This is a genomic window from Paenibacillus sp. SN-8-1 (assembly GCF_050995535.1).
In the GTDB taxonomy this organism is placed as follows: Bacteria; Bacillota; Bacilli; order Paenibacillales; family Paenibacillaceae; genus Fontibacillus.
In genome coordinates, this window is record NZ_CP194782.1 from 319,753 (window position 1) to 337,275 (window position 17,523).

Genomic DNA, 17,523 nt, shown 5'->3' on the forward strand with positions numbered 1-17,523 from the left:
TCTTTTTTATTTGCTATTATTGATCAATTTACAGATGCAGATGCTATTATGCGACATCACTATTATATTAGTAATAAGGTGGGAGTTACGGAAGGAGGAACGAGGGGATGGAAGTTAGAGATCAGGAAGTAGTCTTGATCCACGCACAGGCTAATTACTATAAGAGTGCGCAAGAACAATTAATTGGAGACCTGATCGTGACAAGCCAGAGGACGATTTTCGAATCAAAGAAAGTGAGTATATTTGCGGAAGACATGGAGATCTCTCACGATCAGATTAAATATATTGAGAAGTTCAACTTTTTATCTTTAATCCCTAGTGGACTAAAGATTGTAACTGTTACAGGAGAGCAATTTAAGTTTAGAACGGCAAATCGGGATGGGCTTATTAAGGCGTACATACAGACACAAGTTACAGTACTTTGAATCATTCCGCTTGTGGAGCGGCCGTGAAATAAAAGGGGGAAGTCCCGCTAGCCATAATGGCTGATGCGGCTTCCCCTTTTTTGAGTTTACTTTGTTAAATGATAAGGAACCGTTGTAACAATAACTTTTCTCCGGTACAGCAGCTTGGTACGAATCACAAGACCCGACTGATTATGGAGGATGTTATGCCAGCCCTTCTTGGGAATGAACTGGGGAATCACCACGGTGACCTGATAATTCGATTCACTTGCCTTGCGCTGGACGGTATCTACGAATTTGAGAAGCGGCTGGATGATGCTGCGGTAAGGCGAGTGCAAGGTGACCAGTCTGACATCAGGCTGCCACTTCATCCATTTGGCCTCAAATTCGTTCTCATCCTGCTTTTCAAAAGACACATACACCGCAATGACCTGATGCGCGTTAAGCGACTTGGCATAGTTCAGTGAATTCTCAACCACATGAGTAATCCCCGCAACAGGAACAATGATCACGTTCCCTTCGATTGGTATGGAGGGCTCACAGGTCGTAAGCCGCAGCTGATCCCCGACCGCCAGATAGTGCTTCTTGATCCGGTAAAAGATATAGATGATAATCGGCAAGAAAATCAATACGGGCCATACCTGCGCGAATTTGGTTAAGAAGAACATAATCGTAACGATCAAGCTGATCAGGGCACCGATGCTGTTAATAATGAGTTTGGACATCCAGCCGCTCGGCTTCTCCCGAACCCATTTGAAGATCATGCCTGTTTGGGACAGGGTAAACGGGATGAACACGCCCACAGCATACAGCGGAATCAGGTGCTCAGTCTGTCCTTTGAACATAAGGATCAACAGAATGGAGCAGACTCCGAGAATAATAATACCGTTAGAGTACCCTAATCGGTCTCCGCGAACCGTGAACATTCTGGGAATGAACTTATCCTTAGCCAGATTGACGGCCAGTAGCGGGAATGCGGAATACCCCGTGTTGGCAGCGAGAATCAAGATTAAAGCGGTCGTCCCTTGAATAAAGTAGTACATGAAATTCCGTCCAAAGGTCTGTTCAGCAATTTGTGAGACGACAGTGACCTCAGCTCTCGGCGCAACTCCGTAATAGTAAGCCAGGAACACGATGCCAGTGAACAGTAAGGCCAAGAGTGTTCCCATCGCCATTAAGGTTTTGGAGGCATTATTGGGAGCCGGGTCTTTGAAGTTAGGAATCGCATTTGAGATAGCTTCTACACCGGTTAGCGCCGAACTGCCGGAAGCGAACGCCTTGAGAAGCAGGAACAAGCTTATACCCGCTACGGGAGTGCCCACCGGAGTATGGAGCTCAGGGGATACGTGCCCGGTCAGAATATTGTAAATGCCCACCGCGATAAGGATGAACAGAGCCAGAACGAACAAATACACAGGATAAGCGAGAATGGAAGCGGACTCCGTTACCCCTCTCAGATTCAAGGTGGTAATGAAGAGTACGAATACGATCGCAATAATCACTGTAAAAGGGTGCAGACTCGGAAACGCAGAGGTTATTGCATCCGTACCGGCCGATACACTCACCGCAACTGTGAGAATGTAATCGACCAGCAAGGAGCCTCCGGCCACCAAGCCGTAATTCATTCCAAGGTTCTCCTTGGATACAACATAAGCCCCGCCGCCATGCGGATAAGCAAAAATAATCTGCCGATAAGATAAAATAAGAGCCGCGAGCAATACCAGCACACCTACCGCAATCGGGATGGAATACCAGAAGGCTGCCGCACTAAGAGTAAATAGTACAATCAGGATTTGTTCAGGACCATAAGCTACGGATGATAGCGCATCGGATGAAAGGATTGCTAAGGCTTTGGTTTTGTTGAGCTTTTGCTCACCCAGTTCATTTGACTTGAGTGGGCGCCCAATTAGGATTCTCTTTAGAGCTGACAATCTTTTCACCACCATTTAAGTCAATAAATTTAACAACTTCAGTTACGCCTACGAAGTGTAAAATGCCCACTAGTCTAATCTAAAATACTGTGGACACGGATATTTTACTTAAACGAGCTCCACCTTCCTTCTCAAATAACGCTTACGGAGTTAGCTGTCGGATTCGGGCCCTTGAGTAGCCCTACCTTGAAAGGATTCACCCCTGGATTGCTGCGGCAATCCGTTTGAACGGTTCCCCCGTACTCATACGAGTTTCAGCGATATGGAAATCGAAACCGATGCTTATGATACTCTCCTCCACCATCCTTGTAAACACTTTTTCATCCACATTAAACGGCTCGTCCAAATGTAGAATAAGCACTTATTTAAAGGAAGCGATTACATTTAGACAAAGAGGTATTCCTTTGTCCCATGAGCTTCTTAACGTCGGTTTCCCAGCGTTCTATCGCCTTTTCGAGCGATCAGGAAAAGCCCCCTCCGAAGGCTGGAGAGGGCTCGCTTATAAATATAAAATTAGTTTCTTATCCTTGCTCTGTCTTTTCCTTGTCACCGCCGAATTGAACGCCCAGGTGGCCGTTATGACTACCCAAGTTTCCTCCTATGTCAAAGCCCACACCTTTGCCGCCGCCCAAATGGGCGTCGCTGTGGATGCCTACGCCATGCTTGCCGCCCACTTTGCCGCCCACGTCATAGCCGACACCCTTGCCGATGCCAAGGTGTCCGCCGGCGTGTGCGCCGATTCCGTGCTTGCCGCCCACATTGGCTCCGGCATCAAAGGCTAAGCCCTGCTTCAGGTTCAAGTCCGCGCCGGCATGGGCGCTGGCGCCATAGGTGCTTCCGCCGAGCTGTCCGGCAGCAGAGGCGCCGATTCCTTGAAGGCCGAGATGGCCTTCGCCCTGAAGACCGAGCCCGTGCTTGCCGCCGATTTTGGCTCCGGTATCGACTTGAAGTCCCTTCCCGCCGCCGAGGCTGGCATCGGCATGAGCACCTACCCCATAACCGCTGCCGCCCAAGTGGCCGCCAGCCTGGAACCCTGCTCCTTGCCCGCCGCCGAGATGCCCGGCGGTCTGTATTCCTACGCCATGCTCACCGCCAAGGCTTCCGGCCGCATCGAAGGCAAGCCCTTGCCCGCCACCGATCTGGGCATCAGCATGGGCATCAAGCCCGTACTTTCCGCCATACTGGGCTTTGGATTGAAGGTTCAGCTCGAAATCCCTTGGTTTGGTCTCCTGATCTTCATTTCTGCCGTAGTACTGTCCGTCCCTATGATGGTGATGGTGCTCACCTCCGTGATCATGTCCAAATCCGCCTTCATGGTGATAACCGGGGTATCCTCCGCCTGGGAAATACCCGGGATATGGATAGACGTAATAGGGAGGATACGAATAAGGGTAGGGATATACATATGGGTAATGATAAAGGTAAGGATACAGATAAGGAGTAGGGTAGGAATAGGAATTCGGATAAATGGAGCGGTAATTCGGATATCTATTAGGGAAGTACGGCGGATACGTCATCTGAGCATTTAGGTCGGTACTCACATTACTTGTCATACAGGAACCCTCCAATAATATTGATGATGTAGCCTATTCACAAATGAGCTGAAATGACACCCGCCCAGGAATTGAATGATGATCCCAAATCAGATACCATGCTGTATAGGACTAAATCAGTTAAGGAGCTGGAGAAGCGAGTGGAAGTCACAGAGCAGCAGGTTGCACAGTGGATGGTCCAGGAGATCAGACACAGGGGCATCCTGCACCAGGAAGAAGCGATCCAATACGTCAGAAGCCATTTCGGAGAACAGTATGTATTTATAAATGAGAACGGTAATGCCTCGCTGTCCAAGGAAGTGAAGAAGGCGTTCCGCAAGCTGCATGGCGGCCGGGTAGCCTGGGACCGGGACGGGTTCTTCTGGGCATGGACCTAAATCTTAAGGGACGGACAGCACCTAGTGAAGGAGAGAAAAGAAGCTATGGCAAGTCAGAAATATTATGTGGTGTGGGAAGGCAGCACCCCTGGGGTGTATGCAACGTGGGCGGAGTGTAAAGCTCAGGTTGATGCCTACAAGGATGCCAAGTACAAATCCTATCCTTCCAAGGCCGAAGCCGAGAAGGCTTACCAGGAAGGCTGGAAGAAGCATTGGGGCAAGTCCGCGGCGTCTGCGGGAGGAACACAAAGCCGGGGCACGCAGAAGGCTGAAGGTTCGGCAGGTGTGTCGGCAGCCCGGGGACACATTGACTATGACAGCATATCTGTCGATGTGGGAACCAAGGGGAATCCCGGGCCGATCGAGTATCGGGGCGTGAGCACACGAACAGGAGAAGTGATCTTTGAACGGGGTCCCATTCCAAATGGGACGAACAATCTGGGAGAGTTTCTTGCGATAGTTCATTCCCTGGCCTATTTGAAGCAGAAGGGCAGCAAGATGACAGTGTATAGCGACTCGAGAACGGCTCTCAAATGGGTCCGCGAGAAGCAAGTGGCTACGACACTTGCGCGAAACGAATCCACCCGCGAAGTCTGGGATCTTGTGGACCGCGCGGTGGCTTGGCTGAAATCGAACAGCTATGACAACAAGCTGCTCAAGTGGGAGACCCAGGAGTGGGGCGAGATTAAAGCGGATTACGGGCGCAAATAAGGCTTGGCGGGGCTTGAAGGGGAGCATATCTGAACCGGTAGCCTATTCCAACAGCGAGGTTACGAACTTCACCTCCGGAAAGCGGCTATCCGGTCCTTTCATCAAGATTCCGCCTTGATTTTTCAGATACTTATCGAAGAAATCCAGCATGTAGGCATTGATAACGGTGTTCGCTCTTTCGGGCGCGATTTTTCCTGTAATGCCCAACAATTTGAAAATCGGAGAGATGAACTGCACGTCGGCAAAATTTAAATGCTCCGTTTTGTCGATATAGAGGAATTGTCCCCCTGCGGCAACCGTGTCGCGCATCCGTTCAAGCTCTAACTTCTTGTCTTCCGTTACTTGATCCTCCCACTCTCTTGTTGAGCCCATCCGCTTAAGCTCTGCCTCCGTGTAGGTGTGGTTATCCATCACCATCTTTAAATTTTCGAATTCGCTTTCCGAGTTGATGAACAAGAACGGCTTTCGCAGACCCTCTCTGTCACGCAGTCGATATAGTCCTCCATCAAGGTCGATCCCGGCCGCGATTCGCGGATCATAAGAAGCGTCATAGGCCGTCGCGCCGCCGATGGAATGACCGAATATCCCGACATGACCAAGATCAATCCTCCCTTTTAGATGACTTGGAATCTGCCCCGATTGGATGAGCTCAAATTGGTCCAGCACGAAAGACACATCGTCAGTCAAAACTTTTCCCAACTTGTCGCGATTTCCTCTACTTGTCCTGTAATCATCGCCCGGCGAGAATAAGTCGTCAGTTGTGCTGGTCGTAATCAGGCCGTCCGGAAATTCGGTTGCAAATGTATTGTAGGTATGGTCGATCACCGCCACGATATATCCGTGACTCGCGAGGTTTTCGGCTTGCGACGTATGGAGGAACCTGGAAGAGCCATTGCCGGGATTCGCAAGAATCAGAGGGTATGAAGCCTGTGCCGAGGAGACTTCGGACCCCGAATAAGTATGACTGGATACGTACTTCAAGTGTTGAAAAGTAAACCCGGGAAGCCCATATTGCGCAGCCATATAAGGCAAAATCTGAATATCGGGAATAAAGGCTTCATAATTACCGGTGCCAGCTTGAGCCGGATACCATACCTGGACCATGAAGTCTCTCTTTCCATCTGCTCCTGCGCCAAAAATCTCTTTCCTATTTGAATCTACGAGATGTAGAGTTTGCGTACCTACCTTAAATTTGCCAGTCGGTTCAGGTAGTTGAAAAACAGGAAAAGCATACATAAGACCTGCCGTTACGACTAGCATGATCGCTATAGCGGCATAGGCTGAGCCCAACATAAATCGTGGGAGTTTTTTTTGGCAAGTTTTTTTGAAATAGCAATAACCTGAAATGGCTAAAAAAATGATTGTTATGCAATAAGGGAAAATCATTTGAATTCGGTATCCTTCCACCGTCCAATGCATGACCAGGAACAATGTGGCGATCCCGCTTGCGGCGAATACTGGATTTCTACGCCGTCCTTTTTGTAATAGAACTGTTAAAGCAAACAAGCCGATGTCTGACAAAAAAAGCAACAGTTCAAACAGCCTCATCTCGATTCTCCTTTTAAAAAATCTCGATTTCCTTTCGTTCCAATCTTATCCCGCCAGGCTGGTCTGAGCTATCGATTTGCCTTTCATCTACCTTACAATGTTGTAACTCGGGTCTTGCAGCATTGGAGGACTCGTAAAACTAGGCATATAATTTTGGGTATACAAAAAGCTGTCCCTTGTGGGACAGCTCTTTCCTTAGATTCTACTTAAATTTATTCACATAAGTTGAGAACTCTGTGCTGAACTGGGAGATTAACTTGCGTCCCGAGGCCAGCTTGTCATTAGCCTGCTTGATCAGCTTGGAGTCGACTTTGGTAGAATAGAGGGCCTTCTTCACAATGGTCATTCCTTCGAGTTGAAGGGATGCGCCTTTAATGTAAAGTCCATTCAGTCTTGCCAGTTCCTTGTTCGGCGTCTTGATGGCTTTAAGTCCGGAGATGAACTTTGTATAGTTTGGAATAACCGTATTGGCAAAGGCTAGATAAGCCTCCTTGCGGTTCTTGCTTGTGAAGTAGCTGTATTTGTTAGACGTATTAATGGCTTTGTCCTCATATTGAACAAGCTTCTCCAGGGCAGCGGCATAATCTTTGATTTGCTGGATAGCCGGGTCGACTGGAGGCTCTGTCACATTGAATGGAATACTAATTGGCTCATATCCATATACAGTGATAATTACATTAGCAGTGCCTGGACCTTCCGCATATACATCAATAATACCGAACCCGTCCTCGGTGCTTACTACCGACGGGTTATCTGAGGTAGAGTCAACATCAATGGATAGAATGCCGTCTGCGCATTTGTAACGGATGGTTGTGCCCACTTTATAAGGATCATTGGATACAACCAGGTCATGGGTATCTACCTGGAACGTGCACACATCGTCAGTCAGCGGCTTAACTTCAGCAGCAGCACTTACCGACGGGAACGCCAGCACGGCAATCAGAATGGTGGCGAACAGCCACTTGGTGAATCGATAGGTCTTCATTTTAATAAAATCCTCCATACCTTGTAATGATTTTTTATGTACATTGTTATTATCGGGAAATTAGTCAGGCCTTTCCAGGCAAAAATTTACTTTAATCTACATAAAGTATTCTATAATTTAAAGAGCGGCAAAAAATTTCCCTTCAGAGGAAACTTTTAACATGGATGCTGCGTCCAATATATGCAAACAAGCAATTATAGGTTTGATAGAGGAGGATACTATGAAAAGAGTCATTTCCCTGCTTACGATAATCACTTTAGTTGCTTCATTATCGTGGCAGACGCAGGCTAGTGCCGCTTCACCCATCCGCATCTATATGAATGGGATCAAATTAGCCGCAGACCAGGCGCCCATTGAGAAACAGGGACGCGTTCTGCTTCCGCTCCGGGCTATTTTTGAGGCGCTCGATGCGACAGTGGACTGGAATGCCAAGACGAGCATGATCACAGCCAAGAAAGGGGGCACAACGGTTACCCTCAAGATGGGCTCCAATTCGGCAACCATTAATAACCAGAGGGTCACCTTGGATGTTCCAGCCCAGGAGATAAAGGGACGCACGCTGGTACCGGTAAGGTTTGTCAGCACGGCACTGGGAGCCGATGTGAATTGGAATGCCTCTACCCGCAGCGTGTATATTAACAATTCGGATACCACACCTGAGCCTGAACCGTCCGGTCTGAGTTCGGTATCTTACGTCACTCCGCGGATTATAAGTCAATATGGGGATGGCCGGGATTTGAACGTCAGCTTCTCCAAATCGGCCAATGAAGCTTTGGTGAATCAGTATCGTGTTCTCGTTGTCAAAACAAGCAGAACAAGTGGATTCAGCGAAACTGCGGCAGGGCAAGTATCTTCAGCGAACTATACAGTTGTAGGGCTTCAAGGATCAGAACGCTCTGTGAATCTATCCTCGCAGACCCGGGATACGGACGGAGAACTGCTTCGCTCGGGTATATCTTATAACGTGTATGTTCTAACGGTCGGCAGAAATGGCCAAATCGCTCTCTCTAACGCATCTACGGCTGTAACGTTAGGGTCTAGTGCAGCGGCGACCTCTGTTAAGGGTACGGACATTGCCGATTACGGGGATGGCCGGGATTTGTCTGTCAGCTTCACCAAAGCACAGAATGAGTCCTACATTGCGAATTACCGGATCTTTGTCGTGAAGACCAAGGACGCAAGCAACTTCAGTCTGTCCGCGGCAAGCAGCGCGGCGGCATCGAATTATACAACCGTGTACAAGACGGGGGCTTCGACTCTTAGCGCGACGCTAGGCTCCTCGGCCAGAGATACCTCCGGCGAGTATATCAAGAATGACGTCTCTTATACGATCTATGTATTATCGGTAAGCAGCAACTTAAATATCGCATCCAATCAGTTATCTGTGGGCTCGTCAGCGATCACTTTAAACGGCAGCACAGTTACAGCCCCGTATATTACAGCTGTTAGTGACGTCAGTGACTATAGCGATGGGCGTGACGTGAAGATCAGTTTCAACAAGGTCTCCGATGAATCCCGTATTAGTGGATACCGGGTATTTGCGGTTAGGGAGCAGAACGCTTCCAACTTCACATTATCCTCTGCAAATGCGCTGTCCAGCAGCTATTACACTACAATTAACAAGAATGGATACAATATCAGCCAACAGCTGAATTCAAATTCCAGAGATGTGAATGGGTCCCTTCTCACGACGGGAATAGCCTACCGTTTCTTCGTTATGGCCGTAGGCACTGGCAGTTACTCGGGTACGAATACTCTGTCTTCGATGTCCTCATCTCTGACCTTGTGGAACAACACTAACGTGAACGCCGTGACCAATGTGGGTGTTAGTGATGTAACGGATTATAATGATGGCCGTGATCTGAGAGTAACCTTTACCCGGGCGAGCAATGAATCTAATATCAGCCATTATCGTATCTTTGTCGTCAGAACGGGTAGTGCAGGCAGCTTCGGTCTTTCCACGGCGAATAATTTGTCCAGCAGCTATTACACGTATGTAAGCAAGACCGGCTATAACATCAGCCAGGTGCTGCCATATGATGCTAGAGATACTGACGGGTATCCGATTCGTAACGGCGTAAGCTACCGCGTCTTTGTCCTTTCAGTGGGAAGCGGCGGGTATGCGGGCAGTAACGCTCTATCCGGTTATTCTTCTGCCATTACCTTGAATGACAATACTAATGTCAGCGCCGTCACAGGTGTCAGCGCAGCAGATGTGAATAATAACAATAACGGCACGGATTTAAAGGTGAGCTTTAATAGAATCAGTGATGAATCTACAATTTCACAGTATCGTGTCTTTGTCGTGAACAATGCCAATGCAGGCAGCTTTAACCTGTCTAGTGCACTGTCCAGCAGCTACTACACATTGGTGAACAAGACAGGGTCTAACCTTAGCCAGGTTCTGGCTTCCGGGGCCCGTGATACGAACGGGAATTTGATTCAAAATGGTGTGGCTTACCGGATATTTGTACTTTCGGTGGGCGGAGGCTACTATGCTGGCAGTAACGCTCTGTCCTCGGCTTCAGCTGTAATTACGCTGGTTAACACAAGCAGTGTTGGGGCGGCAATAGACGTTACCGCAACGGATATCAAGGATTACGGGGATGCTCGTGATCTAAGGGTTACTTTCAACAGAGCACCGGATGAGACAGCAATCACGGAATACCGCATTTTTGTGGTTAAGAGCCAGTATGCCGGGAACTTTACGAAAGCGGAGGCGAATTCGAATGGTAACTACACTTCTGTGAGCAAGACAGGAGCAGCTATTACCAAGGATCTTGCTTCCGGTGCCAAGGACACGGACGGGAATACGATTCGCAGCGGTGTAAGCTACAAAGTATTCGTCCTTTCAGTTGGAAATGGATCGAGCGCGCTCTCTGCCAGCTCCCCGTCTGTCACACTTACGGATACCTCCAAGGTTGAACCAGCAACCAACGTCATGGCTGCCGTGAACAAAGACGGAGCGGGTAAGGCCACGGGGATTGGGGTAACCTTCGATCTCTCTGCGACGCCATCGAATGTCAAGGAGTACAGGGTATTTGTAGTTCCTTCTGGATCAGGGACGTTCGACTTGGCAAAAGCGGGTGACAATATAAACTTTACGAAGAGCAGCAGCGGGCAATTAACGATTCCGGTCTCTTCTAGTGATACTTCAGACCAACCTATCTCTAGCGGGAAATATAAGGTGTATGTTCTGGCTGTTTCCTCAATTAAAGGTATTCCTAATGCCTTATCGGCATCATCAAATGAGATAACCATTGAGGATCCTCCGACTGCGGCGCCAGTATCCGTTAAGGCCGTAACCAGCGTCACGGCTGTCTTGGACTCGGCGAATCCCAAGCAGATTGATGTGTCCTATGCGGAGCCTAACGATAATAATATTGCATCGTATACAGTTGCCCTTGTCCCTGATAGCGAGACTAATGTGACGGCAGCCAACGTGGCATCAAAATCCATAGTCAGCCAGAGCGTGAACAAGGGAGCCGAAGCTGTTCTGGATACGACTACAGTCTCGGCAGGAACCTACAAAGTGTATGTCCTATCCAAGGCGAATGGGACGACGGCTACAGTAGACACCCTCGCAGCGCCTTCTTCCAGCATTTCGATTGGACAGTAATTCATTAACAGGCTGCCTTAGCATTCGTGCTGGGCAGCCTTTTGTATTTGCTGTGTCTATGCGTGATCTGAGGCCGGAGTCTAGCTAGACGAGCGGCCCTCAGGTGTTACTTGCTTTCGAGACCTAGACTTTGGTCTAGGAACAATCTTCCCTTCAGATGGAGGTTAAAAATTTCCAATCGTGTTATCCTGATAACAGATTATAACGGTTAGAGGAGTGTTACATACATGAATACAAAGTCGATTTTCGGACCTGTCTTTATTCTTCTGGGAACGTACTTATTTCTAAATAAGACGGGTTCAATGGGGCCGGGAACTATTTTTGAATACTTTTGGCCTACCCTGTTTGTCATTCCACTTGGCCTCTTGATGCACTGGCTGTACTTCTCCATGACGGGCCGCAAAGGCGTAGGCCTGCTCGTTCCTGGAGGTGTTCTGTTCACGGTGGGACTGGTGTGCCAGATAGCTACGCTGTTTGACAGCTGGGGGACGATGTGGCCGGGCTTCATTCTGGCTCCCGCGGTGGGCTTGTTCGAGCTATACTGGTTCGGCAGCCGCAACAAATGGCTGCTCATTCCGATTAACATTCTTACCGTAATTTCGATTCTGTTCTTCGCAGTATTCTCTATCGGCTCTATGCTGAGCCATATGGTGCTCGGGCAGCCGCTGATGGCTTTTGTGCTTATCTTGGCTGGAGCTGTTCTGATGCTGTCTCCGAAGAGGAGGAAGGATTTTTAAATCAAGGTTAATAACGCCCGGATCTCAATCGAGACCCGGGCGTTATTTTTGTGAGGAGAGCGGTATCGGATTATCTTAGAGTTTCCTAGCAGAGAGGCTACGCCACTTATATAGGGCATTCGGATTAGGTGAACCATGTGCTTGCTGCTATCGGACTATACTCATAAGGCAGTGAATCAGGTATGCTGAATACAAATTGCCAAAATTGGCATATTTCCTCAAAAAGGAGTGTTCCCATGAAGAAGAAGTGGATTACAGCCGGTGCCGCTGCTGCATTATTAATGAGCACCTCGGCCGGTGTATATGCGGGCGCCAATCTGCAGCAGATCAAAGCTTTCCTCGATCCATCCATCAAATTTCAGGTGAATGGAAAGCCATTTCAACCTCAGAACGATAAAGGTGCGGCTTTGGCACCCATCACGTATAACGGAAGTACATACCTGCCTGTACGTGCTATTTCTAATGCACTGGGCGTAGCGATTGATTATAATGGCCAGTCCAATACGATCTTCCTGGGCGAGAAGCTGGAAGGTGTGCCGATTGCCGATAGTGCTGGCGGAGATTTCCGGACGAAGGATCCCCAGTTAACAACGTATAACGGCAAGGATTATAAATATGTTTACTTCGATAACGCACCAAGCCGGCGTGCCAGCGGATTTATGCTGTATCCAAAAGGAAAATACCAGAAGCTGTACCTGCAGACCGCGGCAGTCGGCAAGGATATTGAGGAGTTCTTTGTTAGTGACAGCGATACAGATGCAAAGCTGAAGATCGATAAGATTAATGTCGCTGATGGGCTCAAGACGTACGAGATCGATATCAGCGGGGTTCAAAGCCTATTTGTGCACGCAGACCTGGAGGAAGGCGGGAACTGGTTCGTTCCGCTGACAACCTCCTACTATAAGTAAGCAGAACACCAAACAAGCTGAGGCCGGAATTTGCGGGCTTCAGCTTGTTTTAGTAGGGGCGGTAGAATGCTATATACTGAATCTAGGAATTAGCTATATGTATCCATAGGCAGAATTATAGTGCAAACGATTCTTCGTATCTTTTTCTACCTAAATCCAAAAAAAACAAACCTTTTTTCTTTAAATTCCTAACTTGTTGGAAACGCTGTTATCCCTAATAATGAACGTATACTCTCCAAATAACAGGGGGCGGCAAACGTGCAAGGACTGTTAAGAAGGACGCTTTCTGTTCTTATGGCTGGCGTGCTGATGCTCAGCCTGGCCTCATGCGGAGGCGGGACGGAGTCTGGCACAGGTATAGATCGTAACGATATATCCTCAGGCAAAGGCAAGCCGAGCGACAAAAAGATCACGATCACCTTTCAGAACATTTACCCAGACCCGACAACTCCAACATATAAGACGGTCCATACTCTCGCAGAACAATACGAGAAGGTGAACCCGAACGTTCATATCGAGCTCGATACCTTGAACACAGACCAGCAGAAGATGAAGCTGAAGACACAAGCGGCCTCCAAGGAAATCCCGGACATTACGATTGTTAACCCGTCCGCCCAGATGAAGCCGTTCGTGGACGCCAAGCTGCTGGCCCCGCTGAATGATGTGATTGACAAGAATGGGCTCAAGGCTACCTACCTGCCAGAACTCCTGGACAATTACAGCTTCGGCGGCAAACTGTACGCGCTGCCTGACGGATACAATATTGAGGTGGTGTTCTATAACAAGGAGCTGTTCAGGCAAGCAGGCATCGAGAGCGTTCCTACCTCATTTAAGGAGCTCCTGGCTGACGTGAAAGCGCTGAGGGCCAAAGGAATTACACCGATCGCAATCGGAGAAAAGGACTCCTGGACCGGGTCCTTCCTGTTCATGAATATGCTGCTTCGCACAAATGAAGGCCCCGGCTTCCTGAAGGATGTCGTGGCTGGCAAGAGGAAGTTTGATGATCCAGCCTTTATTGAGGCGGTGGACCGTTTCCAGGATCTGGTCGAGGCCGGTGCGTTCCCGGAGGGGGCTACCTCCATTGATGCGAACGCCAGCGGGAATATTTTCAAATCCGGCAAAGCTGCAATGTGGGTGATCGGTACATGGGAGACGGGCGCGGTGGACGCCTCCTCTGTAGCCGGCCATGCAGGAGCGTTCCGGTTCCCGACGGTTGATGGCAAAGGGGACCTCAATGATTTCATGGTTGCACCAGGCAGCGGCTTTGCCATCTCTGCGAACAGCGAGCATTTGCAGGAGACCAAGGATTTCCTGAATTACTTCGCGCTTAACTTCCCCAAGAAGCAGTTTGAATACAAGAATGCCGTAGGTCTGGGGCAGACGATAGACGGGAACCTGAAGACGGCAGGCTACTCCGATCTTGCGATAGAAGTGGCGGGGCTGTTCAGGAACATTAAGGGCGGCGATCTGTCTTTTGACAACACGATGAATCCAGCCACCGCCCAGGCCCATCTTAGCAGCATCCAGAACCTGTTCGTTCAAAGGGCGGATTCCAAGCTGGTCGCGCAGCAGCACCAGGCTGCATTTGAGGCGAACCGATAATATGCAGATGACTTTACAATTGCTGGGTCCTCTTCCGGGGCGCTATAATAGAGTAAGACGAACAGCAGGACTACGGGATGGGAGGGGGATAATCCTTTGAGAAGAGGTTTTCATTCCATTAACCACCGGTTATTCCTGCTGTTCCTTGTGTGTATGTCGGGAATTGTACTGGTGGTAAGCCTGCTCTATTACAACCGCAACACGGAGCAGTTCCATGACAAAATTAGTGACCTGGCGCAGAAAAACGTATCACAGACGGTCGGGCTCTTCGATCTGCTGTACAAAGGCTATGACAGCTTGTCGAAGACACTCAGCAACAATTTCGATATGGTCCGTAAGCTGAATGAGACCTATACTGAACCGGCTATGGCTTATAACACGGAACAATCGATCACCAATATGATTGGAGCGATCTTTTTCTCCCGGGACGACCTGGTTGGGATTCACGTCATTACAGATAAAGGCAAGATTTATAACTATGGCAACTATATCAATGTGATAGATCCCCATTATAGAGAGCGGGAATGGTACCGCCAAATTCAGCAAGCCTCGGGAAAAATGGCCTGGCTCGGCGTATTTCCACACTCACTGATCGATCAGAATCAGAGACAGCCGGTATTCGCTTTTGGACGTCAGATTTTTGATCTGGATGAGCATAAGCCGATTGGTATGGTACTGTATGAGACCAATCCCAAACCGATTATTGAAGCTTTGGATAATCTCAAGCTGGGCCAGCACTCCAGCGTGTACGTCGTCTCCAAGGGAGGGCGGATGGTCTCTACGTCAGTTACCGCGCAGCCTGATCCCGAGGTGCCGATACCGGAATATGGCGATGAGGAGAATGTGGTGGTGCGGCAGGATAACGGTCACCTGCTGATTGCCTCCCGGCTTCCTTTTACCGATTGGTCTGTCGTGAGTATTACACCGGATAAGGATCTGAATGTCGAGCTTGTTCAGATGAAGCGGTATCTGCTGATTGTGGTCTCGATTCTGATTATCGTGTCGGCCTTGATTGCTTCCATCGTCTCCAAGACGTTCTCATCCCCGCTAAAGCGGCTGATCCGCGAAATGAAGCAGGTCGAGAGAGGGAATTTCCGGGGTGAGCTTAATGTAACCTCCTATCAGGAGATTAACATTCTGGTGGCCTCTTTTAACCGGATGGTGAGACGGATTGAAGAGCTCATTGAGCGGGTGAAGATCTCGTCAGTCAGCGAGAAGAATGCGGAGCTGCATGCCCTGCAGTCTCAGGTTAACCCGCACTTCCTCTACAATACGCTCGATATGATCTACTGGATGCTGGATGAGAAGGGTGACGGGGATGAGCAGCTGGGCGAGATCATTCTGTCGCTTTCCCATATGTTCCGCTACAGCAGTCATTGGAAGGAAGGGGCCGATGTCACCCTGCGGGAGGAGTTCGAGCAGATTAACCATTACCTGAACATTATTCTGTTCCGGCTGGATGGAAGGCTGAAGGTGGAGACCGAGACCGATGAGCAGTGGATGAATATTCGGATCCCGAAGATGACGCTTCAGCCGGTCATCGAGAATGCGGTGAAGCATGGGCTGGAGTCGCTTGGCGGCAGGCAGGGTGTGCTCCGGATAACCGCCAGGGAAGACGGTCAGAATCTGAAGATTATGATTGCTGATAATGGCTGCGGGATGGAGCCCGCTGTCCTGGAGAGACTTGTGGCCTCATTGGATGAGCGAAAGCCCTCAGGCAAGGGACCAGGTGGAATCGGGCTGCAGAATCTTCATCTGCGGCTGAAGATCATGTTCGGCGAGGCGTACGGTCTGGGAATTTACAGTATACCGGGCGAAGGAACCACGGTGACCCTTGTGATTCGACTGCCGCAGAACCAAGGAGGAGAAGAGTATGAACAACCTGAATATCCTGATCGCGGATGACGAGCGTGCCATTCGGGAGGGGATCAGACGGACGATCGAGCAGATCTGCCCCGATTATACGGTTCATTTAGCCGCCTCAACCGCAGAGGCTGTTCAGATTATGGGGGGCCACCGGATTGATATTGTGCTTACCGATATCCTGATGCCTGGAATGAATGGACTTGAATTCATGAAGATCTCGAAGCACCGATATCCGCTTGTGAAGTGGGTTGTCATCTCTGCTCACTCCGAGTTCTCCTATGCCCAAGAGGCGGTAAGATTAGGTGCCCGGGATTATCTGCTTAAGCCCATAGGCAAGAAACGGCTCGTTGAATTGATAGAGAATCTGCAGACTGAAATCCGTCAGGATAGTGAGCGGCTGAGAGAAGAAGAGAAGCTTCGGAGGAATCTCAAATTTCTGCATGAAGGGATTCTTCGCCGAATGGCGTCGAGCCTGGATACGGGGAATCTGGATGTGCAGTCGTTTAAGCTGGAGTATCCGGAATTCTATTTGGTAATGGTACAGCTCCAAGGGGCAGAGAGCCATCACGCCCTGGAACATTTCATCGTCGAGAATGTGCTGTCTGAGCTGATTGATACCAGCGGCAAAGGGTTCGTCATCAGCCTGGATTCCAACTGCCTGCTGGGCCTTGTCGTACTTAACGAGGACCTTGATGTATTCAATGGTCTAATCAAGGGACACTTAACCCATTATTTGAAGATCCCTTTTCATATCGCGGTCTCTGGTCTGAATAAGGAATTCGGTACGATTCCGCAAATGATAGTGCAGATGAAACAAGCATCGGCCGTACAATCGATTAAGCCTGTCAAGGGCAGCGGGGAAAAGTCGATAGACGAGGCGCTTGAATATATTCGGGAGCATTATAACGAAGAGCTCTCGCTTGAGCGCGTGGCTTCCGTCGTCTACCTGAATCCCGCCTACTTCAGTCAGCTGTTCAAGCTGAAGACGGGACAGGGCTACAAGGACTACGTCATCTCCCTGCGCCTTGAGCAGGCGAAGAAGCTGCTGCTGAACCCGAATCTGCGGCTGGCCGAGATTGCCCAGCGGATTGGATACCAGGACATGCGGCATTTCACCCAGGTATTCCGCCGGAAATTCGGCCTAACTCCAACCGAGTTCCGGCATAAGCAGAATGTGAATGTAATCTAGCTGGATCAGGAAAACACCACCCTCTAAGTTATCGAGAGTGGTGTTTTTGCGTTCAATATAGGATTTCAGTTATTCTGACCAGCATGGCCTGAC

The 17,523-nt window shown here is 49.2% G+C and carries 13 protein-coding genes and 1 riboswitch; of the genes, 9 read left to right on the forward strand and 4 right to left on the reverse strand.

Features of this window, described 5'->3' with window-relative positions; all coding sequences use genetic code 11:
* The first annotated feature begins 107 nt into the window (after positions 1 to 107).
* A complete protein-coding gene (locus ACRRNK_RS01690) occupies positions 108 to 425 on the forward strand; it encodes a GRAM domain-containing protein (RefSeq protein ID WP_433945104.1) in 318 nt (105 codons plus the stop codon).
* Between the two features lie 86 nt (positions 426 to 511).
* Here the strand turns inward: ACRRNK_RS01690 and ACRRNK_RS01695 are convergent, their stop codons facing one another.
* Both ACRRNK_RS01695 and ACRRNK_RS01700 read right to left on the reverse strand, forming a co-directional pair.
* The gene (locus ACRRNK_RS01695; RefSeq protein WP_433945105.1) at positions 512 to 2,350 is read right to left on the reverse strand and encodes an APC family permease; all 1,839 of its coding nucleotides are present in this window, start codon (positions 2,348 to 2,350) and stop codon (positions 512 to 514) included.
* Positions 2,351 to 2,458: 108 nt separating this feature from the next.
* Positions 2,459 to 2,605: riboswitch (cyclic di-AMP (ydaO/yuaA leader) on the reverse strand.
* A gap of 251 nt (positions 2,606 to 2,856) precedes the next feature.
* On the reverse strand, positions 2,857 to 3,888 hold the full coding sequence (locus ACRRNK_RS01700; RefSeq protein WP_433945106.1) for a hypothetical protein: 1,032 nt from the start codon (positions 3,886 to 3,888) through the stop codon (positions 2,857 to 2,859).
* 140 nt (positions 3,889 to 4,028) lie between these two features.
* Here ACRRNK_RS01700 and ACRRNK_RS01705 point away from each other — a divergent pair, with 140 nt between their 5' ends.
* The gene (locus tag ACRRNK_RS01705; RefSeq protein ID WP_433946769.1) at positions 4,029 to 4,265 is read left to right on the forward strand and encodes a DUF6953 family protein; all 237 of its coding nucleotides are present in this window, start codon (positions 4,029 to 4,031) and stop codon (positions 4,263 to 4,265) included.
* A 45-nt stretch (positions 4,266 to 4,310) separates the two neighbouring features.
* Complete coding sequence (gene rnhA / locus ACRRNK_RS01710; RefSeq protein WP_433945107.1) at positions 4,311 to 4,976, forward strand: ribonuclease H; 666 nt, start codon at positions 4,311 to 4,313, stop codon at positions 4,974 to 4,976.
* Positions 4,977 to 5,018: 42 nt separating this feature from the next.
* Here rnhA and ACRRNK_RS01715 read toward each other — a convergent pair whose 3' ends face one another.
* The gene (locus tag ACRRNK_RS01715) at positions 5,019 to 6,524 is read right to left on the reverse strand and encodes an alpha/beta hydrolase family protein (protein WP_433945108.1); all 1,506 of its coding nucleotides are present in this window, start codon (positions 6,522 to 6,524) and stop codon (positions 5,019 to 5,021) included.
* Positions 6,525 to 6,726: 202 nt separating this feature from the next.
* Positions 6,727 to 7,509 (reverse strand): hypothetical protein, encoded by a 783-nt coding sequence (locus tag ACRRNK_RS01720; protein ID WP_433945109.1) that lies wholly within the window; start codon positions 7,507 to 7,509, stop codon positions 6,727 to 6,729.
* A gap of 220 nt (positions 7,510 to 7,729) precedes the next feature.
* Between ACRRNK_RS01720 and ACRRNK_RS01725 the strand changes: the two genes are divergently transcribed.
* From ACRRNK_RS01725 to ACRRNK_RS01750, 6 genes are all read left to right on the forward strand, one after another.
* The gene (locus ACRRNK_RS01725; protein ID WP_433945110.1) at positions 7,730 to 11,128 is read left to right on the forward strand and encodes a stalk domain-containing protein; all 3,399 of its coding nucleotides are present in this window, start codon (positions 7,730 to 7,732) and stop codon (positions 11,126 to 11,128) included.
* Positions 11,129 to 11,355: 227 nt separating this feature from the next.
* Positions 11,356 to 11,865: a hypothetical protein gene (locus tag ACRRNK_RS01730; RefSeq protein ID WP_433945111.1), complete on the forward strand. Its 510-nt coding sequence runs from the start codon at positions 11,356 to 11,358 to the stop codon at positions 11,863 to 11,865.
* 236 nt (positions 11,866 to 12,101) lie between these two features.
* On the forward strand, positions 12,102 to 12,773 hold the full coding sequence (locus ACRRNK_RS01735) for a stalk domain-containing protein (protein ID WP_433945112.1): 672 nt from the start codon (positions 12,102 to 12,104) through the stop codon (positions 12,771 to 12,773).
* 294 nt (positions 12,774 to 13,067) lie between these two features.
* On the forward strand, positions 13,068 to 14,375 hold the full coding sequence (locus ACRRNK_RS01740; protein WP_433946770.1) for an extracellular solute-binding protein: 1,308 nt from the start codon (positions 13,068 to 13,070) through the stop codon (positions 14,373 to 14,375).
* A gap of 96 nt (positions 14,376 to 14,471) precedes the next feature.
* Complete coding sequence (locus ACRRNK_RS01745; protein ID WP_433945113.1) at positions 14,472 to 16,280, forward strand: cache domain-containing sensor histidine kinase; 1,809 nt, start codon at positions 14,472 to 14,474, stop codon at positions 16,278 to 16,280.
* Complete coding sequence (locus ACRRNK_RS01750; RefSeq protein WP_433946771.1) at positions 16,258 to 17,430, forward strand: response regulator transcription factor; 1,173 nt, start codon at positions 16,258 to 16,260, stop codon at positions 17,428 to 17,430. The genes ACRRNK_RS01745 and ACRRNK_RS01750 overlap by 23 nt, the downstream gene beginning before the upstream one ends.
* The last annotated feature ends 93 nt before the right edge of the window (positions 17,431 to 17,523 follow it).